23 protein-coding genes are annotated in these 20,284 nt (G+C 48.1%); 17 read left to right on the top strand and 6 right to left on the bottom strand.

The window, feature by feature from the left end:
* The first annotated feature begins 11 nt into the window (after positions 1 to 11).
* The 12 genes from EL645_RS11415 (at position 12) to EL645_RS11365 (ending at position 6,584) form a co-directional block, all read left to right on the top strand.
* Positions 12 to 335 (top strand): hypothetical protein, encoded by a 324-nt coding sequence (locus tag EL645_RS11415; protein WP_126550139.1) that lies wholly within the window; start codon positions 12 to 14, stop codon positions 333 to 335.
* Between the two features lie 19 nt (positions 336 to 354).
* Positions 355 to 1,080, top strand: coding sequence for a hypothetical protein (locus EL645_RS11410; protein ID WP_174845296.1), 726 nt, complete (start codon positions 355 to 357; stop codon positions 1,078 to 1,080).
* Between the two features lie 253 nt (positions 1,081 to 1,333).
* Entirely contained in the window at positions 1,334 to 1,954 is a 621-nt protein-coding gene (locus EL645_RS11405) for a SprT-like domain-containing protein (protein WP_126550138.1), read from the top strand.
* Positions 1,951 to 2,367, top strand: a complete 417-nt coding sequence (locus tag EL645_RS11400; protein ID WP_126550137.1) for a hypothetical protein — start codon at positions 1,951 to 1,953, stop codon at positions 2,365 to 2,367. Before EL645_RS11405 ends, EL645_RS11400 begins: the two co-directional genes overlap by 4 nt.
* Before the next feature lie 227 nt (positions 2,368 to 2,594).
* Positions 2,595 to 2,972, top strand: a complete 378-nt coding sequence (locus EL645_RS11395; RefSeq protein ID WP_161977308.1) for a DUF488 domain-containing protein — start codon at positions 2,595 to 2,597, stop codon at positions 2,970 to 2,972.
* Between the two features lie 12 nt (positions 2,973 to 2,984).
* Entirely contained in the window at positions 2,985 to 3,161 is a 177-nt protein-coding gene (locus EL645_RS39230) for a hypothetical protein (protein WP_161977307.1), read from the top strand.
* A 5-nt stretch (positions 3,162 to 3,166) separates the two neighbouring features.
* The gene (locus EL645_RS11390; RefSeq protein WP_126550135.1) at positions 3,167 to 3,376 is read left to right on the top strand and encodes a hypothetical protein; all 210 of its coding nucleotides are present in this window, start codon (positions 3,167 to 3,169) and stop codon (positions 3,374 to 3,376) included.
* 15 nt (positions 3,377 to 3,391) lie between these two features.
* Complete coding sequence (locus EL645_RS11385; protein WP_126550134.1) at positions 3,392 to 4,111, top strand: hypothetical protein; 720 nt, start codon at positions 3,392 to 3,394, stop codon at positions 4,109 to 4,111.
* Positions 4,099 to 4,503 (top strand): hypothetical protein, encoded by a 405-nt coding sequence (locus EL645_RS11380; RefSeq protein ID WP_161977306.1) that lies wholly within the window; start codon positions 4,099 to 4,101, stop codon positions 4,501 to 4,503. Before EL645_RS11385 ends, EL645_RS11380 begins: the two co-directional genes overlap by 13 nt.
* Before the next feature lie 438 nt (positions 4,504 to 4,941).
* Positions 4,942 to 5,202 (top strand): hypothetical protein, encoded by a 261-nt coding sequence (locus tag EL645_RS11375; RefSeq protein WP_126550132.1) that lies wholly within the window; start codon positions 4,942 to 4,944, stop codon positions 5,200 to 5,202.
* 74 nt (positions 5,203 to 5,276) lie between these two features.
* The gene (locus EL645_RS11370) at positions 5,277 to 5,540 is read left to right on the top strand and encodes a hypothetical protein (RefSeq protein WP_126550131.1); all 264 of its coding nucleotides are present in this window, start codon (positions 5,277 to 5,279) and stop codon (positions 5,538 to 5,540) included.
* An 18-nt stretch (positions 5,541 to 5,558) separates the two neighbouring features.
* Positions 5,559 to 6,584: a tyrosine-type recombinase/integrase gene (locus EL645_RS11365; protein ID WP_126550130.1), complete on the top strand. Its 1,026-nt coding sequence runs from the start codon at positions 5,559 to 5,561 to the stop codon at positions 6,582 to 6,584.
* A 31-nt stretch (positions 6,585 to 6,615) separates the two neighbouring features.
* On the opposite strand, the gene EL645_RS11360 is transcribed toward EL645_RS11365, so the two are convergent.
* The 3 genes from EL645_RS11360 to EL645_RS44070 form a co-directional block, all read right to left on the bottom strand.
* A complete protein-coding gene (locus EL645_RS11360) occupies positions 6,616 to 7,521 on the bottom strand; it encodes a DUF4231 domain-containing protein (protein ID WP_126550129.1) in 906 nt (301 codons plus the stop codon).
* Between the two features lie 460 nt (positions 7,522 to 7,981).
* On the bottom strand, positions 7,982 to 8,431 hold the full coding sequence (locus tag EL645_RS11355; protein ID WP_126550128.1) for a hypothetical protein: 450 nt from the start codon (positions 8,429 to 8,431) through the stop codon (positions 7,982 to 7,984).
* Between the two features lie 29 nt (positions 8,432 to 8,460).
* Entirely contained in the window at positions 8,461 to 8,583 is a 123-nt protein-coding gene (locus tag EL645_RS44070) for a hypothetical protein (protein WP_281276292.1), read from the bottom strand.
* A gap of 484 nt (positions 8,584 to 9,067) precedes the next feature.
* Here EL645_RS44070 and EL645_RS11350 point away from each other — a divergent pair, with 484 nt between their 5' ends.
* The 4 genes from EL645_RS11350 to EL645_RS11335 all read left to right on the top strand — a co-directional run bounded on the left by EL645_RS11350 (position 9,068) and on the right by EL645_RS11335 (position 14,861).
* Positions 9,068 to 11,626 (top strand): DUF11 domain-containing protein, encoded by a 2,559-nt coding sequence (locus tag EL645_RS11350; protein ID WP_161977305.1) that lies wholly within the window; start codon positions 9,068 to 9,070, stop codon positions 11,624 to 11,626.
* A gap of 220 nt (positions 11,627 to 11,846) precedes the next feature.
* Positions 11,847 to 12,482, top strand: coding sequence for a class F sortase (locus EL645_RS11345; RefSeq protein WP_161977304.1), 636 nt, complete (start codon positions 11,847 to 11,849; stop codon positions 12,480 to 12,482).
* Positions 12,483 to 12,956: 474 nt separating this feature from the next.
* A complete protein-coding gene (locus tag EL645_RS11340) occupies positions 12,957 to 13,781 on the top strand; it encodes a class F sortase (RefSeq protein WP_126550125.1) in 825 nt (274 codons plus the stop codon).
* Between the two features lie 306 nt (positions 13,782 to 14,087).
* On the top strand, positions 14,088 to 14,861 hold the full coding sequence (locus tag EL645_RS11335; RefSeq protein ID WP_126550124.1) for a response regulator transcription factor: 774 nt from the start codon (positions 14,088 to 14,090) through the stop codon (positions 14,859 to 14,861).
* 143 nt (positions 14,862 to 15,004) lie between these two features.
* On the opposite strand, the gene EL645_RS11330 is transcribed toward EL645_RS11335, so the two are convergent.
* The 3 genes from EL645_RS11330 to EL645_RS11320 form a co-directional block, all read right to left on the bottom strand.
* A complete protein-coding gene (locus tag EL645_RS11330; protein ID WP_126550123.1) occupies positions 15,005 to 15,901 on the bottom strand; it encodes a DUF4118 domain-containing protein in 897 nt (298 codons plus the stop codon).
* 239 nt (positions 15,902 to 16,140) lie between these two features.
* Positions 16,141 to 17,565 carry a sensor histidine kinase gene (locus EL645_RS11325; RefSeq protein ID WP_126550122.1) on the bottom strand — a complete coding sequence of 475 codons (1,425 nt, stop codon included), beginning with the start codon at positions 17,563 to 17,565 and terminating at the stop codon, positions 16,141 to 16,143.
* Positions 17,566 to 18,498: 933 nt separating this feature from the next.
* Complete coding sequence (locus EL645_RS11320; RefSeq protein ID WP_126550121.1) at positions 18,499 to 19,164, bottom strand: transaldolase family protein; 666 nt, start codon at positions 19,162 to 19,164, stop codon at positions 18,499 to 18,501.
* Between the two features lies 1 nt (position 19,165).
* Between EL645_RS11320 and EL645_RS11315 the strand changes: the two genes are divergently transcribed.
* Positions 19,166 to 20,191 carry a methyltransferase gene (locus EL645_RS11315; protein WP_126550120.1) on the top strand — a complete coding sequence of 342 codons (1,026 nt, stop codon included), beginning with the start codon at positions 19,166 to 19,168 and terminating at the stop codon, positions 20,189 to 20,191.
* Positions 20,192 to 20,284 lie beyond the last annotated feature (93 nt).

Genomic DNA, 20,284 nt, shown 5'->3' with positions numbered 1-20,284 from the left:
GGAGGAGATCTATGAATTTAGCTGGAAAAGTACAAACGGCAAAAATTGGTAATTTCTTTGATGGAATTGAAATGGTGGTGGTGGATAAAGAAGTGATCAAACCTGCTGGTGGGCGTCCACAATATACCTGCAAGGTGGTTCGTGGTTGGCCAGGGCTACAAGAGTTACGCGATATGCGCAAACAGGGTGCCTCAGCGGAGGAACTGGCCAATTATGCCGTTGGTATCCAATTGCCACAGGAAGATGAGGTATTGGATCTTATCGTGATGGATATTACCGGCAAACAGGGCTATCAAAAACTGGTCTGTGAGGTTGCTGCAACTCAGATTGCTTAAAGCGGGAAAAGGAGGCTAGATGCAACGGAAAATGAACTGGTGGGATCGAGCGATTAATGAGGCGGGACATACGGTGTTCCGCCTCGTTTCTTTGGGGTTCTCGTTGGCAAGTGCTCATGCCATTTACTGGTTCTTCAGTGCGTTAAATGGAGTGGATGTGCTGCAGCCGATTGTGACGGGTGTGATGACGGGTGGGTTTGTTGCGCTGGGCTACTTTGTCACTCGTGGGTTAGCTCATCGGATGCTCAACAAGCAGCGGGTGTGGTCGTATGTGGTGATTGGCCTGCTCTATGTGTTTGTCGAAGTCGTGTGTAACTTTGGTGAGGCGGCGGCTCGCTATCCTGATATGCACTGGATACAACTGCTTCAAGGGTGGCAGTTGCAGATGTTCAGTGTTCTGGCTCCCGTCGTGCTGTCAATCATTCCGGTGTTTAATCTGGCACTGGCTGGTATCGATGTGGATATGACGCGTGAGAAGATGGAACGAGGTATGGTGCCTGCTCCGTCACCGGTGACACGTGCACAAGCGCCACAACGTCCACCGGCTCCTCGTCCAGCGCCACAACCCGCCGGGCAACAGCCGCCAACTGCGTTTCCGTCACCCAATGCACAAACAACGCAGGCGGTTCCTAATAATCCTTTAGGCGGGTTCTGGAATAGTGTGCGGCCAGGACAGGGAAAGCAGACACCTGGACGTGCTATGCCTCCACAAGCAGCGGCGATGAATGGGCAGCGTCGCCCATAACGAGAGGTGAATGGTATGAAGCAAGGATGCCTTCTGGTGAGTGAAGTATTGGCGTTTGCGTGTGTGTTTGTGGGATGTGTGCTGGCGGTGTCATGAGTAGTGTTTCATCTGATTTTCCATAGCATATAGCGGCGGCTTTTTGGCGGTTGGTGTGGAAGTGACGCGGAAGGGTGAGGTGCTGTGAATAGCAGTGCTTCACCTTTTTTTATTCGGGAAAAGTTGGTGTTTAAACGTGCTGATGTGAGGAGGTAGGATGATTGAACAAGCGCGTGAGCAAGTGGATCAGGATGTGAAGCAGCTCCGTGAGTGGTGGTTGTATGAGGCGGCCAAGTTTCTGCTGGCTCTGATGGAGGAGGCGGGTGAACCGACGGTGCCGGTGCGGGTCTCCTGTGGGTGGCCGTCGCGTGGTGGTCTGGGTCAGGGAAAACATGTAATTGGGCAATGTTTTGCGCAAGAGGTGTGTGCGGATGGTGTTTCGCAAATCTTCATTTCCCCTCGCATTTCTGACAGCATTCAGGTGCTTGGTACATTGTTGCACGAGATCATTCATGCTGCGGTGGGCTGTCAGTATGGGCATAAAAAGCAGTTTTCGCAACCGGCAAAGCGGCTCGGCCTGGTTGGTCCTCCAACAGCAACGCAGGTAGGCCCACAATTGCGAGAAGTGTTACAAACCTTTGTTGATCAGGTCGGTCAGTATCCACATGCCCCTATTGTGGTGCAGGTCAAGCAAAAAGTGGGTAGCCGATTGCGCTTGTATGAATGTCAGTGTGAGCCGCCAGTGAAAATTCGGGCGGCTCGTGATGATCTCAATGTCATGTGCCTGGATTGTGAAGGAGGGTTTGCCTTGATGCAGCCTGAGGGAGGTGATGAATGAGAAGGATTGCTGTGGTTGTTGCTGAGGATCAGCGGATAGCGGTGGTGGTCAACCGGGTTGATGGAGAGGTGTTGCAGCGGCTCTTCATCTATGCGGTGGTGACTCCTGATGCAGCGGGTCAGTATGGTGGTGCGGTCTTTGGTGCGGTGTTTGATAGAGATGGAGAGCAAGGAAGCGTGGCATGCCTTGGGGACACATTTGTACAAGTGTCTTCCTATTATTCACAGGTGCAAGAAGCACAGAGGGCATGTGTCTGGATGGCAAAGGATAAAGCGAGCGGGTTGGTGCGTACCTATCGCGTCTCTGAGCCAGCAGTACAACGGGTGCGTCGAATAGCTGATGGGAATGAGATGCTCACGCTGGCTCGCTTTCTCCTCGATGAGGCCTTTACGTTAGCGGTCCTTTCTGAGTAACCCGCTTCACGGTAAACAGACCGTTTAAACGCGCTGTTCTCTCCACGAAACACGCAAACGGTCCCCACACCTTCTTTTTCTTCTTTCAGGTGCACCGCGAAGCCTGCCCGTAAGAAAAGAGGCTGTCAAGAGGGGTTCCATTTCAGGGTCTCTTGACAGCCTCTTTTCGTCGGGTACACTCTGCACCGCCTGAAAGAAGAAACGTAGGTAGAGAGAGGATGATATTCATGGTTGGATCAATCTATACCCTGGGCTATGCACGACCGGAAGCGGCGGCACAATTGGAGCAACTGATGGTTGACCCGATGATGCTGCTGGTGGATGTGCGCTATGCGGCTCGCTCACGCTGGCTGACCCAGTGGAGTAAAAAGCAGCTCCTTGTGCGCTGGGGTGAGCGATACATTCATGAGCCGCGCTTGGGCAATGTGAACTATCGTGAGCGTCACAAGCCTATTGTGTTGGCTGATCCTGATGCTGCCCTGGAACAAGTGGTTTCCTGGCTGCATCAGGGGTTTAGTGTGGTATTGCTTTGTGGCTGTGTGAATGAACAGACGTGTCATCGACGACTGGTGGCCGAACAACTGTTGGCGCTGGTGTCACGATGAAGGGAGGTGTCTATGTCTTGTTTTCCTCCTGCTTTCTCTGGCCGGGCCAGTAGCGAAGCGTACCGTACGACAGCGGGGCCGCAGCCCCGCTGTGCGCTGACTGGCCTGGCCTTGCGGGTTGGCAGGCGTTGGTGGGCGCAAGTCCAGTATATCGCGCCCCTTAAAATGCATTTTGGGAATGTGAGGTGATTGGTATGAAAGATGTGCGGTTTGTGCGTATTGTTTGTGGCGAATGGGTGTGTGCTGATGTGGTCACATATGAGGAAGATACGACAAATGGCGAATGGGGAAGAGCGATTATTGCGGGTCAGAGCTACACCGTGTATTGGAGCTATGATGGGGATGAGCATACACAGCTGGCTGAGGATGAAATTGCCCGTTATCGTCTGCTGACTGAAGAGTAGAAGAGGAGGATGCGCGTGACGGATGCGTGGATTGTCAACCATGGCGTGGATACGCTGATTGTGAATGCTTTCTACACAGATGAGAACAATGCTCCAGTAAAGCGTGATCTGGATGGGGAGTTGTTTCAACAATTGGAGCAGTGGAAGCGGCTAGCCCAACAGGAACATGATCTGCATTCAACACCCTGGACCTTCAATCAAGCCTCGTTGCAGATGTTTCCCAATGGTGCTGGCCGTGGACAGTGGCCATGGATATTAGAAACGAGAGACATCAAAGTGTACATCTCGGCGGGTCAATGGAATAGTATTGCATCGGTTCGTTTCAGTTCGGACTATCTCTGGTCCTGTCCATCACTGTTGGAAGCGTTAGTGCAGGTACAGGTGTTTCTCAATGACCTGTTTCATGATGAGATGTTTTTGCAGGTGTCTCAGGTAGATCTGTGTGCAGATGTGGCGGGTTGGCATGACCTTGAGAAATTGGATCGGAAGCGGGATTTTGTATCGCGTTCACGAAAACGAGGCGTGCATCTTGAACCGGCCTGGGGTTATGATGCGCACTTGCAACAAGAGTCAATGGGTTTGCATGAAACGGGGTTTGTCTTCTCTAAACGCGGTGCGATCTCATGTCGGATTTATGACAAAACACGAGAGATCCATGTCTCAGGGAAAGAATGGGTGCCCGACTTGTGGCGTTACATGGCTGGTCGGAAGCAGATGGCAAGGTGTGGCGTGTAGAGTACAGTTTTCTCCGTGAGGCCTTGCATGACTTACTCCTGGATGGTGTGTTTTGGGGAATTGAAGATGTCTATGAACTGCCTGAACGTCTTCCGCTCCTGTGGGCGTATGCAGCTGGACACGTCGAGGGGGGCGCTGATGGATTGCCAGATGGATGGTTGCGCTGTGTCACTCCGACGAAAGATAAAACCCGTTCGCGGTGGCCAACACATCCTATCTGGAAGGTGGTGCAAGGGGCATTCGCACATCCAATGGAGAAGCCTGAAAACTTTGGTAAGATTGTACGCAAGCGTCATGAGCAATACCGGATTGATAAAGGCATTGAGGCGGTAATGGGATATCTGACTCGTTGTCTGCTGGAATGGTGGCGATCTGGCTGCTCCAGATGTTGATCTTTCGCTCTGCCTGCATTGGTTGATGGAACATGGTGAGGCCTATTGCAACGGAAAGAGCGAGATTGCAGAAGACGAGTTGCCGAAGAAGGCGCGTAAGCGCGTCAAAATGAGCTTACAACCGGAAGATGTGCGCGTTTAAACAGGATGTTTCATGGAGAAGGGATGGAAGGCAAGGATGCGAGGTTCGCTCTATGCATTACTGCGGCATGTTTCACAAGAGAAAATCGCTTATCATTCGCTCTTTCTTTTTACGATCTGTCTTACTGAGGACCATTTGTATAGAGTAACGGACGTGCGTACTTGTAGGAAGCAAAAACCACAGTATCAGTATACGGTGCTGCCAACAAACCAGGATGTGTACCACTTTCTTGGTGAGGAAGCAGCAAGGGACGCGAATTGGGAGCTATTCTGATGCTCCTGATTGGGAGGTGAAAGATGAGCAGAGAACGGTACATTGCGCTGGCATTGGAGATGACCTATCGCCAGCTAATGGCGGATGAAGTGGATATCTGGAGCGTGGGTGTTGAGCAGGCGAGGGATGCCTTTCAGGTGTATATCCGACTGCATCCGGCGTCTCCTCTCGTGCTGAACTATTATATGTATGGTTTGTACTATACCTCGCATATTGGTCTGCTCTGGCCTGCATTTCTGCATAGCTTATATCAGAATGTGCATGGTGGTCTGGTCGCAGAGTGATAGACGATAAGTTGTTCTTTATATATGAGGAAGTCATCGTTTAAACGATGGCTTCTTTTTTGTGAGGTGAAATCTTGGACGAGATCAGATACAGGGCTGTTGAGCCTTTTAATACGCCTTCAGGCGTGGCCTTGGACGAAACGATGAAGCAATATCAGGAGCGCATAGCTGTAGAGTGTTTATCCCTGCTGTTTTGGGATACATACATCCCATCTAACATCAGAGATCGTGTCTATGAGATTGTTGAACGGCATGGCGTTTGGCCTGGTCTGGCTGCGGGCAAGCTCGTTTTAGAGGCGTTTAATGCTGGTGTGAAATGCGGTCGTTCGCCCCGTTAATCTCAAGGAGGAGGCTTTATGGAAGAAAGTCGAGTAACGCTGCGGCAGGCACTTGATGATTTTCTAGAGGTGTGCCGGATAAACAAAGCCAGTGTACATACATTGCGCAATTATGGCAAAGATTTGGACTTCTTTTTAAGCTGGCTAGAGTCTGCATATCAGCTGACACATGTGAATGAGCTTCAACTGAAGCATTTGCGTGGCTGGATTGGTTATCTACAAAAATATACCACAAGGCGTGGTGAGAACCTGGATGATAATACTGTGCGTCAGTATGGTGTACATGTTCAAGTCTTTTGCCATTGGCTGGAGCATGAGGATTATATTGAAAAACCAATCACCACAAAGTTTAAGCTACCCAGCGTAGAGCAAAAATTTGTGCCTACATTTACACCTGAAGAAATTCAGAAGCTCTTGGATGCGTGTGATGAGGGCGCTGTCTACAGACCTAAGGTCCACAAGGCTCTGACAGCACGTAATAGGGCTATTGTGAGTGTCCTGGTTGATACTGGCATTCGTCGTAAAGAGTTAGCTGGCCTTCGCCTCCGTGATATTGATCGAGATATGAGGGTTTTACTCATTCACCGTAAAGGCGATAAATGGCAACAAGTACCTATCTCTCGTGAGGGATTTAAGCCGTTGCATGAGTACCTCACTAAGTATCGTCCTCAATTGGCAGCGGTAGGTGGTCGAACTAAGGCACACAAAGATGATCCTGTGTTCCTAACCGATATGGGGGAGCAGCTAAGTATCGTAGGAGTTTCTAAACTGTTCAATCGCTTAAAGAAGAGGACAGGTATTGAAGATAAAAAGGTTTCACCTCATAACTGTCGGCGCTATATGGCGACTACACAGCTGGCCATGGGTCGCAGTCCCTTAGATGTTCAGCGTCAGATGGGGCATACTACCTTGCAGATGACCAATAAATATGCCTCTCTTTCTATTGAGCACCTGCAGCGTTCTCATGAGGAATTTTCACCTCTCCGAGCTAAACATGTTAAGGATGACCGTGGCCCTACGGGATCTGGTTATTGGGATGAGTAGAGATAGAGGCACAGTCAATTCGGCTGTGTCTCTATATACTTTTAGGTATCTGTTTAATATCCGATGATTGCTCCAATATTTGTTGTTGTTCTTTACGTTCTCTAATTCTTTTTAGTAATCTGTCAGAGAATAGACGCATGGCTTCTTCCCTTGTTTTATTAGAATAGTCGTGAGTTCCAAGTTTAATTGCCTCATACTCATGTTCAATATCGTCTGCAGCTTTTTGTGAGTTGACACTTCTCTCACGGAATTTGTAATAGGCTGCAAATCCAGCAACAATAGTTACTATCAAGCTAAGAGCAGCGGAAGTAACTTTTAATACGAATGAAACTGTTGGCATACTCGTAAATATTGTTATTCCTGTTGTGCTAGTGATAATTGCTGAGCCTATTATCACTATATTTTGTATATTATTGTGTACACTCCTATATTTATTGGCTTCTTTTTGGTAATCACTGATCAGCTTGGGAGCGTCAACTTTATAATATTGCTCTCTAACCTTATATAATTCTTCTTGACGTCTCTCTTCTGGTGAGAGTGATTTTATCCTTTCCTCTTCTTCTTTTAATTTTTTCAACTTTGCTTCACGTTCTTTTTGTCTTTCTTGTTGCTCGAATCTTTCTTTTTCCGCTTGCCTGGCTAATTGCGCAATCTGTTTTTGTCTTTGTTGTATGGCTTCATTGGCAATGAGTAGTTGATCGGTTTCAAATTTAAATATTTCTTCACTAATTTCTTGTCTTTTGTAGTCTATGATCTGGCTTCTGATTTCCTCAGATCTGACTCCTTCTAGTTGCTTCATATACTCATCGTAATCTATAAAACCTTCTATATACCTATCTCTTAGGTTATTGCTCTGATACCTATATCTATAAGAGAGCATGAACTTAACCTCCATTTCTAAAATGGATAATGAACAGTTAAAAGTTTGAATAACCATTGAGGAATCAAATCATCAAAATATTAACATTACCTGTATTGTTTGTTATTGAGTTTGTGTACATTTTGGGAGAACTAGATTAGAAAATGATTATGAGGATATATTGAGGGGTAATTAGGCTAAATTACTTGTCCTGGTTTTAGTGTTTCCTGGTCTAATGGGGCGTCTCCACAGGCTGTTTCATAGCTTTGGTTGTCAGGGTTAATAATGATAATCATTCTCACTTCTTTGTGCACCGGAACTATACCACCTGGATTATCCAGTGTCAAGGCATAGAGAGGCCCTGTTGGAAAACTGGATTTGATTAAATGAATGTGGTGCTAGATAAGCATCATTCTATAAACAAGAAGGCAGGGAAATCATATTTCAATCTCTTGCTGCCCAGATTGCTATTGCTTCCTGGCTTGATTGGTTTAGATATAGAGGAGACCGGTATATGAATTGGTCTCCTGGCCTGTAGTTAATGTAATAATGCGATGATTGTATAGATAATGCCTAATATGATGATGAAAAAGTGTAGCCAGACCCAGATCAAGTAGAGGCGAACGCCCCTCAAGAATGGAAAATCTTTCTGTTGTTCTTTCCTGGTGAGATCTAGTAAAGCTTGAAGTTTGGTATCTGGATATAATTCTTCCAGCCGCTGGCGGATAAGAAATTTCAGCCGCACATGGCGTCTGAAACGTTCATAGAGTTTAATACTGGCCAACGCCCCAAAGGTCCCAATTGCAATCAACATCAACGTTAGTGGGAGCGCGCTTCTTGTCAGGCCAGTCTGTGTTAGACCTCCTTGAATTGCCGAAGCTACCACTACGATCAATCCAGTGATGCTTGCCCGCTGATCTTCCGATTGTTTAGCCTGAGCGAACTCCTGTTCCGCCACATTTATCAGAATATCTGTTGTCTCCGACATAAATCCCCCTATTAATTGAAGCTTTTCCCTCAAATATATAAACGCAACCTTTTCCCTATATTAAAGTAGGATTTAAAGCAGACGGTATTCAAAGGGGCCTCTCCGGCCCCTTTATAGGCTTTCAGGGCATCGCCTGGCTCTTTCTCTACCATGTTGCTCCTTCAGAGGGAGAGTACATATTACATATAAATTCATGGTTTGTTTTCTATAAATAAATAATAAATGCAAATATATTCTTTGTGCTATTTGTACCCTGAAAATGCTTTTTTTGGAGGATGTCTGTATACTTGATTTGAACCTAGCATGATGGGTAGCTGCTTTATAGATATAGACAGCAGTGGAATTGGGTATATGTGGATTCGTGCTAGTCATCACTTTCTTTGGTAATCAGTATAGTGGAAGAAGGGTTTCTTAGTGATGCATCAACCTAATAGGGTTAGAAAGATTCTAACACCAATCTCGTTAATTCGAGCTGTCCTTCTTTGCTTACTACTCTTAGGTAGTCAGCTTTCTGTAAGTGCTGGCTTATTCGCTGGTGTCAAAGCTGCTGGCTATTCTCATGGTAGAGGCATTGTCCATTCACTAGTTATGCCTCATGTGGGAACAACAAAGCCTCAGTTCGCAAAGAAAAAGGGCGTGGCAGCTATTGGTCCTGACCTGAGTGTGAGCATATTGCAGAGTTCATCTGTGCTGACAATTGGTCAGCCTGCAACTTTTAAGGCAACTATCATCAATTCCGCCAGCGCAAGTAAGGCGCTCAGCGCTCCGAGCGCGGTAATTACATTGCCTACTAACTTCACAAGGATTTCAGCGGCAGGTGCTGGCTGGTCCTTTGTGAACAGTGGTCAGGCTATTACTGCGACCTACAAAGGCGCATTGCCAATTCTTGCCGGGCAAGTGTTACCAGGTATCTCTGTAACCGCGATTCCTGCTGCAACTCATACTGCCAATCTCTCTAAGTTAGAGACGGTTAGTATTGCGGTAACAGAAGCTGGAGATATTAATCTGGCTAACAACTCAGCCAGTACCCAGGTAACTATTGCATCCCCTGTAGTAGCTCCCGCCCGAGCAAATTCAGTTTTTGCTCCGAGCGCCGCGGCTGCTGCTGCTCCGGCTGCTAAGCCTGCGAGCATTGATCTGATGATCAATAAGTTTGCTTCCAGTTCAATCGTCAGGGTTGGACAACCTGTAACTTATACTGTGGTGGTATCTTCATCGAAAACTTCTAGTCCCATCACAGCTGGCACACCAATCAATGTCACAGATTTGTCGCCACTTGGTTTAACCGATGTAAATGTTATGGGTGGCGCTGCCTGGCGCTTGAATTCGTCGGCACCGACAAGTCCAACTTTGATCAACGCAAGCTATAATGGTGCTTATCCAATCGCACCTGGAACTATCCTGAGTCCAATTAAAATTACAGGTATTGTAGTCTCAACGGCTGGTCGTTCATTCACCAACATCGCCAGCGTGTCAGTCCCTGGTGACGTGAATCTTAATAATAATGTTTCGGTTCCTACCATTGGAATTTTGCCTGCGGTAACTCCAAAGAGTGAGCAGAGCAGGACGGTTCCACTGGATGACACGGCGACTGCTGCTGCTGAGACAGCGACATCAACGCCTGTGGCGACTGACACAGCTACAGCAACTGAAACAGCCGTAGCGACCGACACTTCTACGCCAACCGCAACAGCCGTAGCGACCGACACCTCTACGCCAACCGCAACCGAGGTAGGTGTATCAGGATCCCCAACAGCTACCGCAACCGAGGTAGGTGTATCAGGATCCCCAACAGCTACCGCAACCGAGGTAGGTGTATCAGGATCCCCAACAGCTACCGCAACCGAGGTAGGTGTATCAGGATCCCCAACAGCTACCGCAACCGAGGTAGGTGTATCAGGATCCCCAACAGCGGTCAGCACGGTAGGTATTGGTGGAACTCCAACGGGAGTGCCAACGATATCTCCCACAAAACCGATGTTGTATATCGTCAAAACACATGTGGGTGGTGCCACCAGCTTCTCTGTTGGAGACACAATTAATTATGTCTTGAATGTCAGTAATCTGCCGGGAGCAGCTCCAGAAAATCAGACGATCACGGTGTTTGATCTGGCTCCTCTCGGTTTGACGAATGTAACTGCTTCTGGTACAAATTGGAGCATTACTCTGATAAATACCACCAGCCCGTCTGTACTGATGGCAACGTATACCGGTACATATCCAGTTGCTGCTGGCACATCATTGCCACCGCTGAATATGAGTGGTACATTTGTTGATAGTGCCCCTCCCGCATTTACCAATACCACAGTCGTCAGTTCACCTGATGATCCAAATCCTTCCCTCAATTCCAGTTATGATACTGTAATGGTTGCGGCGCCAGCCCTAACGCCTACACCAAGAGCTGGCGGATCGCCAACAGCGGTCAGCACAGTAGGTATTGGCGGATCGCCAACAGCGGTCAGCACAGTAGGTATTGGCGGATCGCCAACAGCGGTCAGCACAGTAGGTATTGGCGGCCCTAGCGGTCCAAGTGGTGAACCTGGTGGCCCTAGCGGTCCAAGTGGTGAACCTGGTGGCCCTAGCGGTCCAAGTGTTATTCCTCCTGATCTGCAGATTATTAAGAGTAGCCTGGATGGCGATCGTTATCACGAAGGTGATGATGTAACCTTCTTCATCGCAGTCTCTAATCTGTCTAATGCAGGTCCTGTGAGCGATCCTACCACGATTTCGGTCGAGGATGTCATCCCGATTGGACTCGCCAATATCAAGGTCAATGGTCAGCATTGGCACTTCAAGGTGAGTGATCATACAAGCCCTGCAGTGATTGATGCAAGCTACAACGGTAATGATCCGTTACAGCCTGGTGATACCCTGCCCGTGATCACCATCACTGGTAAACTGACCCAGGATGCTGTTCCATCACTGACTGATACCGCTACTGTGGATGTTCCTTATGATTGCAACACTGACAACAACACAGTGATGTATACCATCTACGTGAAACAGGTACATCATCAGCAACAGGAACCACAGCAGCAACAGCAGAACCATCACAACAACAACAACAACAACAATAATAATAACAACAACAATAATAACAATAACAATAACAATAACAATTTCCACGGTCACGGCTTCGGCGGTTACCCTGGTCTACCTCTAACTGGATCTGATCCAGACCCCAGATTGAAGTAGTAGAGATATTGGTTATTCGTGTTGTTTAAGGATAGAGGGAAAGTCAGGGATGAAATGGGCGTAAGCGTGTTTGTACAACTGATTTTCCTTCTTCTCCTGGTTGTTCAATCGGATCTGTTTATCGTCATCACTCCTGGTTTACTGGGAGTGATGACGAGTTGCGTTGTGTGGGATGGTGGGTTGTGCCTGGTACATACTCACGGAAAGGAGCTTATATACGATGCATACAAGACAGCGTTATTGGTTTATTCTGGCTATTCTGTTTGTACTGCTGAGTATTGGTTTGGGGGGCTGGGTTTGGAGTAGTATCCTTTCCTTGCAAAAAACGGCGAATCAGCAGACAACAAATGGATCTTCTTCAAATGTGGCTTCTGTTACCCCGGCATTGAACGGTGGCCTGGATGTTTCTTCTGGGGCGCATTTAATAATTCCGGCTATTGGCATAAATGCGCCCATTGAAACTGTCGGCAAGACTGCCCAGGGGCTGATGGATGTGCCGACACGTAATCGCTGGGAGGGCGTGGGTTGGTATAACGGAGGACCGCTTCCAGGTCAGCCGGGGGCGGCGGTAATTGATGGACACCTGGATCGTACAGGTGGCGCGCCAGCGGTATTTTGGAAGTTGAAGGATTTACATGTTGGCGATATGGTGACGGTTCAGGATAAGAGTGGTACTGTTGTTCGCTTTAAGGTGATAAAACTGGCCAGCTATGCACCTACTCAGGCTCCTATTAAGGAGATCTTTGGTCAGAAGAATGGCACCTTCTTGAATTTGATTACCTGTGCTGGTGTATGGATAGCGGATGAACATCAAACTACTGAGCGCCTGGTAGTGTATACCCGAAAGGTTGCGTAGGGACAGGCTATTCTGTTGAAGTTTTTCATATATAACTTTACTTTTTTCAAATTACTGGCTGGCCTCACCACTTCCATGGTGAGGCCAGCCAGTAATTGTCTATATTGATCTTTATGTGTTGGTGAGAATGTCTATACTTGATCTGTATCAAGGATGTAATCCTAGGACTTTTAACCGATTTTTTAAGAATGTATCTTACTCCCATCATCATGGGAAGCGTGCCGCCCTTGTGCGCAATACACCTCATTTAAGGCGAAGATGAGAGGAGAAAGCCCAAAGAAACACGAATTGTACGTGCGGGGCTTGCCTCCGCTTCAGCCGTTCCTGCATGAAAAAGCAAAAAGTAAAGCCTCGCACCTACAGGGACGAATCTTTACAATTCATGTTTATTGTTATTTTTCAAGTTTGAGCATATAAAGCGGGGGCAAGCCCCGCACGTACAATTCGTGTTTATTGTTGTGGAGAGGATACTTCATGCGACCATCTTCTAGGATGCAACGACCTGCCAGACCACAGTCTTCCAGGCCGAGTTCTTTATTTGCTCTGGTCTTACTGCTATTATTACTCGGTGTTATTGTGGGCTGGGGCTGGCGTAATTTGTTTTCTATCTCTAATCTGTCGTATCGTGTTACGCACCCTGATATTATATTCACACCGGGGGCTGCCCATAGTACCCGCACAAAGGTCAATAATAGTGGTGACCAGATTTCTACCAATTTTGATCATAAGGTTGCACAGTTATTGATTCAGACCTCAAATTCCTCCGGGTATACCGGTGCTAATGGTGCGGCAAGTACAGCAACTCCAACGTTAACTCCTATGACAGATCCAGCTTTGCAGTCCCAGCATATGGATACCGGCGCACATGTGCAAATTCCAGCTATTAAAATTGATGCACCGCTTGAAACGGTTGGTTTAAATACGAATGGTCGTATGGACGTTCCCTCGCTACATGGTGAGAATGGCGTGGGGTGGTTAGAGAATGGTCCGCGACCAGGCGATATCGGTAGTGCTGCTATTGATGGCTATGCCAGCCAACCCGATGGTTCACAGGCTGTTTTCGCTAACCTGGCTGCTTTGCATACGGGCGATACCATTTTGATTGTTTATCCAAATGGCGTTGTGCAGCATTTTCATGTCCTGACAGTACAGAATTATCCAGCTAACCAGGTACCTCCTGCCACTATCTTTAACGATACTAGTGGTAGCTATCTCAATTTGCTCACCTGCGATAATAATTGGATCCCTTCACTTTCACAATCCCAGTCACAGGTTATTGTGCATGCGATCCTGAATTAGCCTGCCATATACGCTGCTTGTAGATATTTCAACATTTAATAATTCAGGGTACATTACGGGGCTTTTTACTGTTCGTCGGGAGATCACGAGCAAGCGATAAAACTACATTCTTTCAGGTGGAGTGTGTGGTGGGCGGCGGCGGCCGTCCACCACACACTCCACACCCCCAACCCGGCGCCGCAGGTGCCAAAGAGGAACATTAAAGAGCCCCGAGTACATTAAATGATGACTGGACCTGTATCTTTATCTGATGTACACTACTACAAGAGTGTATAAGGAAGGGCTTTAAAATAAGAGGATAGGATCATGGCCAGTATACTCGTTGTGGAAGACGAGATCGATATCTGTAATCTGATTCGCAAGGAATTGGAGTCTCAGGGTCACCAGGTTTATCAAGCCTTTGATGGGGAGGCGGCCCTGAGTATTGTTGATAAATTACCCCTGAACCTCGTTATTTTAGATTGGATGCTACCAAAATTAGATGGCCTGACTGTCTGTCGCACTATTCGTCAAAATCACCTCATGCCAATTATTATGCTCACTGCTCGTACAGATGAGGTTGATCGTATTTTAGGCCTGGAGGTGGGGGCTGATGACTATATCAGTAAACCCTTCAGTGTGCGTGAGCTGACTGCGCGCGTGCGTGCTATGCTGCGTCGCATCGATCTGGATACTCATTTCGCTCCTGGCTCAGCTGGTGCGAACTTAAACTCGCAGGCCCATGTGTCTACGGGCACTGAAAAAAGTTCGACACCAGGTGTACCGCCTATTTCTATGACCGGGCTTCCTTCTCCAATTATTCGGGGAGATTTATACATCTCTCTCTCCGAGCACACAGTTACGCTGGAAAAGCGCACTATAGATCTCACCCCAAAGGAGTATGAGCTGCTGGTACTGCTTAGTCGAAATCCAGGACGCGCTTTTAGTCGTGAGTATTTGTTGCAAGAGCTCTGGGGCTATGACTATGATGGCTTTGATCGCACCGTCGATACCCATATCACACGTCTGCGCAAAAAGCTGGGACCGCTGGGTGAAAAGATTATGACGGTGTGGGGAGTTGGCTACCGCTTTGTAATTTAGCGGACCCGCTTTGAAATCTCGTATCCGTGATTTCTGGGCATACATTTTCGCACCTGCGGTGCTCAATAGTTTTATGGCGTGTTGCAGAAATTGCAACACGCCATAAAACTATCTGGCGCGGCCGCGCCTGTGTGAGCCTGGCACTAAGAGGCCAATTTCTCACGCAACATTGAGCGCTCAATCAATGAAGAGATCTGGTCCAGGAAGGTGCGGAAAAATTCGGCCTGGGGTGCTGCATTGACCAGCGCGTGGTGCATCAATTCTTCGTCTTCGAGCCAGGGTACACCATTGAGAATGCGCAAGTATAAGATGCAGAAGATGTGCGAGCCGGATTTCAAGGGTATATAATGGACCAGCGAATGGGGCTCGTTTGCATCTTTGATAATTGTTTGTGTTCCACTTTTAAAGACGCTGGTCGCATTGCGGAGCTCTTCATCCGTAGGCTGAAACTCGTCAACCCTGATCGGGGCATCGGCCCGTACCTGTAGTCTTCCCGTTTTATCTGGCGCCAGTAATACACATTCCGTTACTCCCAGTGAAGAGAAAACGCGGATGGTTGAGAGGGCGATAATATCTAACTGTTGATCAAAATCATTGGTATTATTGAACACGCGCATCAATTCATACAGGATGCGTAACTCGTGTGCATTCTGGCGCGCCTCCTCGCCACTGCGGCGGATTGAGCCAGCCAGCCAGCTAGTAATAATCGCTGTCACCAGAAAGATAAAGAGGGTTACCCACTGAGCGGGATCGGCCAGTGCTAATGTGAAAAGTGGTGGCAATAAAAAGTAATCAAAGAACAAGAATGCGGCAATGGAAGCGATGATCGCGGCATAGCGACTACGCCAGATAGCCAGGACCATAATCCAGATTAAATTGATGATGACGATATCAGAGATGTGTGGATACAAGTGAGAAAAATAAATCATGCCGGTAATGATTAGAGAACCGGCTACGGCTATCAATGCATCATAGACATAATACTGCCAGCGGTTTTTTAAGCCTGTTTCCATCTGAGGAATGCGCTCGATCTTCTGCATGAAATCACCTCGCAGGGATAGATGAGATGTTTTACATTGTCTATATTTCCTTCTCTAACATACAACTAAAAACATCAAGGAGGCCTCAAAAATTGCAGTTGGGACCTCAAAACTTGCTCAAAAATAAGGGAACCCATAGAATTCTAGAAATTGCTAGAATGCAAGGGGACCTTATAATTATAAAAATAGCCCTTTTAAGATTTTAAGATTTTAAGATTTTTTGAGTGTGGGGAGGCTGGCTAAACGAGTGCCTGTCTGGTAGAGGCAATAGCGGGAGCGATTTTTAGCTGAAGGTGGAATGTGCTACCTACACCCGGCGTGCTTTCTACAGAGATGGTGCCACCCATGGCCTGAATGAAGTCCTGGACGATGGCCAGGCCGAGCCCAAAGCCACCTGAGCTACGCGTTCGGGAGGCATCGGTGCGGTAGAAGCGCTCAAAGATATGTTGTTGCTCCTCTTGTGAGATGCCAATGCCCGTATCTGCCACACTGAGTGTAATATATTGCGTTTCTGTTTGTTGGAGCGAGATGGCCACGATTCCTCCATCTGGTGTATAGGTAATGGCATTGCGCACGAGGTTGAGTACGACCTGGATCAGGCGCTGGCGATCAGCGCTGATGGCGGGTAATTGGGGAGGGATCTCGCGTATCAAGCTGATTTTGCGTTCACGCCTGGCCAGAGGCATCATGATCTGGTATACCTCTTCGATGACCGCCCCCGCGTCAATGGTGTCTATTTGGAGGCGCAGTTCGTGGCTATCATTGCGGGCCAGCGAGAGGAGATCCTCGACCAGGACACCGAGGCGCATCGTTTCACGATGCGCGATCTGCAGATAGTCATAGAGCATGGCGGGTGATAATGTCTGTTCATTGCTGGATAGCAGCAAGGCTTCCAGGTGTCCACGAATGCTTGCTACCGGGGTACGCAAATCGTGTGAGACATTCATGATCAGTTCACGCCTGCTCTGCTCAGCCCTCTCAGCTTTAAGGCGCTCACGTTCTGCCAGGGCCGTTGCTTCAGCCAGGCGCATAGCGTTCTCATTCATGCCGAGCATGGCCTGGGCAAATTGGCTCCAGAGCGAGGCTAAGAAGTTAATGGCTATCAGTGGAAAGAATGCCATACCAGCGCCGGTCAAGACGTTTTTAATATATTTGCCAGCCGCTTTGCTGTCCAGTGTACTGTTAGAGGCTACCGCCATGTAAAAATAGACAAATGGTGCTACCAGGAGTCCCAGGATAGCCGAGATCAGGCAGAGTGCCAGGCATAGGATGAGGAAAACGAGCGTAACATAGAAAGCAAGGATACCGAAGGGAAATTTAAGGAAAAGATAGAGTATGCTTTTCCAGGTTACGGTGCGCCTGAGATGAAGCAGGCCGCGCTGTATCCTGCTCGCCTGGGCTGGAAAAGGGGCCGCCATAGGGGCAATACTTACATGTAGCCAGCGTATGACTAATTGGCGCTCAAATGCTGCAATTTTCCAGATGGCAGACATGAACAGTATAAGCAACGGGATGCCGATCAGAAAAAGGTTAAGGGCGGTAACGATAATCCCCATGACAATGAGGATAAAGTAGCAGATGCCGAGCGGGAATGATAGAAGCAGATATCCAATATTGATCGATGTCTGTGCTTGATGTCTCTGGCGTTGTAACTTTTGCGACATAGTTGTTTATGACCTCGTAACCGGAAGATGCAGCCAGCGCCGCGTCTTTTATCTTATAACAGGCAACTGCAATGCTTGTTATAGCTAGCATAAAGCTAAATTGTTACGATTGTATGTCGGAAATGGCGCGCCTGAGCGAAGAAAATCTCTCTTTTTGCCAGGATACAAGATGTTGCTTGCTATCCACTCAACCCGTAGAAGGGAGATATATAGAAGCCTGAAGGTGTAAAAATACACCTTTCAGGCTTTCTCTTCCCCACATCCCATTCCCACATTCTCCCTCCCACGAAGACAGGTTCGGGATCTCTCTCTCCACCACCACACGTATCGCGCCCTCCTCTTCCACCAACCACCCGTACACTGCGCTTTCCCCACCCTCACCGTGCATTTGCTGGTCGCAACCAGATAAGAATTGGTTCATTCCCCTATATTCAAACGTTCTTGTTCACCACTCTACTCTCACCTATCCACCACAAGGACGCTGCATATCCCTATATTCAAACGTTCTTGCCCACCACCCCATTGCTACATAGCCACCACAAGAACGTTACGTACCACCTTCTCATATCAGGTCAATCTTGTCCCCACCCCACTGCCAGCACCACACACGCAAGATACCTGATATGTTTCACCCCACTACCACCATTGTCCGTTCTTGCTCATCCCTACTTCCATCCCCACTACCAGCAAGAACGTTGAATCTCACCCTTACCACGTTTCCGTTCTTGCCCGCTTCCCACTACCACTGCCACCTCTGCAAGAACGGTGAACCTCGCTCCCCTCCACACTTCCATCCCCTCATCCACCAAGGTCACGTTTCTCTATCCGCTTACATTGATTAATATAACATGCGCGCATGACTATGCAATGAATTGAAGTTCTTTTATGCTGAATAAAAGTTCATAAAACAAGAAAAGTTGGACAAGAATTAAATTACAGATTTTTCATCTTCTTCAAATCCTGCTCAAAACGTGTAATTGCCTCATCACTTTCAGGGTCGCCGGGCATCTCCATCAAGATAGCTGGAGGAATTGTCAGGTCATGGGCGCCACTATGCAGTGCCTCGGCTGCTTCGACGGTAGACTTGATACTGGCGGCCAGGATACGGGTGTTTGAGCTCTGGCTGGCGATGACGCGGGCCATTTGTTCGAGCCGCTCGCAGGGATCTACCCCACTGCGCCGTAAACGGTTATAGTAAGGGATGATATATCTGGCACCTACCAGAGATGCGATATAGGCCTGGGCAACCGTAGTGACGGCTGTGAAGGCTATAATATGACCCTGGGCATACAGGCGTTGACCCACACGTACCCCGGCCTGTGACATCGGTATTTTGGGAATGACTCTCTCAGGATCAGCTTCAATATAGGAGAGGGCTTCCTGGTAGGCTTTCTCTTCGTCGGCCATGGAGGGCTGCATAAAAATAGTACCGTTGGTGCGCTGCAAGAGTTGTTGCACAATCTCATGTGCTGTTGCACGTTGCCCATGCTGGTAGGCATTCAGGAGTAGGGTTGGATTGGTTGTTACTCCGGCGATTGGTAATGTTTGTGCTACAGCTGTGATATCATCCAGGTAAGCACTATCAATATAGAGGGCCATAATGATGCTCCAATCTCGGTTATTATCTGATTTTGTTCAATTTAACACAACAGACCAGGTGTTGATCCTTAATTCTGCCGCTGATCCTTTCGGAACACTGGCGCTGCAGCGTTTAACGACGGGAAGCCTGCTTATCGCTGAGGATAATATTGCGACCCTGGGAGTCTTCAAGGCGCATAATGCCGCCGCTTCTGTGCGCTGTGTTGCATTTCATGATTATATCTTACACCATTCCCCAGAGACAGTACATGTGGCGGTTATGAATTTGTTATATCAGCCGGGCAATATCTGGATGTTCTATGGTTTAAGCGTGGCGGCCTTTGCGTTGAAGCCCGGTGGTAAGCTCTATGTCGCGGGAGCCAAGGATCGCGGGATTTTGACGATGGCAAAACGTATGCAGGAGCTGTTTGGCAATGTGGAGACCCTGACTATTAGCAAGGGTCAGCGTGTGCTCTGCTCGACCAGGCGCCAGAGCTTTGCTCTTGAGCAACTGCCGGTTACTAGCTTGCGTATCTTTGCGGATAGTAAGTTAGATGAAGGAACCCGGCTATTGTTGTCTGTTCTGGATGTCAAACCTACCGATCATGCACTGGATATTGGCTGTGGAGCTGGTTTTATTGGCTTGCATATGGCGCGTTTAGCTTCCGAGGGCCAGGTTACTATGGTGGATGCTAGCCTGGCTGCGGTAGCCGCCAGCCAGCAGGCTGTGGAGCAAGAGGGCCTGCGTGGGGTGAATGTGCTCGCTAGCGATGGGGCACAAGCTGTCCTGGACCAGCAATTTGACCTGGTCGCGACCAATCCTCCTTTTCATATGGGAGGAGTTCAGACCCTGGAGATTGCTGAACGCTTTATTCGTGAGGCGGCCCAGATCTTGAAGCCAAAGGGGCGCTTCTATCTGGTGGCCAACCGGTTTCTGAAGTATGAGCCTACGCTACTGGCCTGTTTCCGCGATGTGCAAGAAATAGCTGGAGATAGTCGCTATAAAGTTCTTTACGCGACTAACCCTCTGGCGGCTAAGCCGCGCTGACGTGTCAGAGCATGTCATACAAAGTATTCTTTATTCGTCTATTTTCAGAATTGCTATGCTAAACCCTGGAAATAGGTTAAATAAAATGTTAAA

The sequence above is a fragment of the Dictyobacter kobayashii genome (assembly GCF_003967555.1).
Classification (GTDB): domain Bacteria; phylum Chloroflexota; class Ktedonobacteria; order Ktedonobacterales; family Ktedonobacteraceae; genus Dictyobacter; species Dictyobacter kobayashii.
Note: the sequence above shows the minus strand (reverse complement) of the source record. Positions and strands in the feature narration are given on the sequence as shown.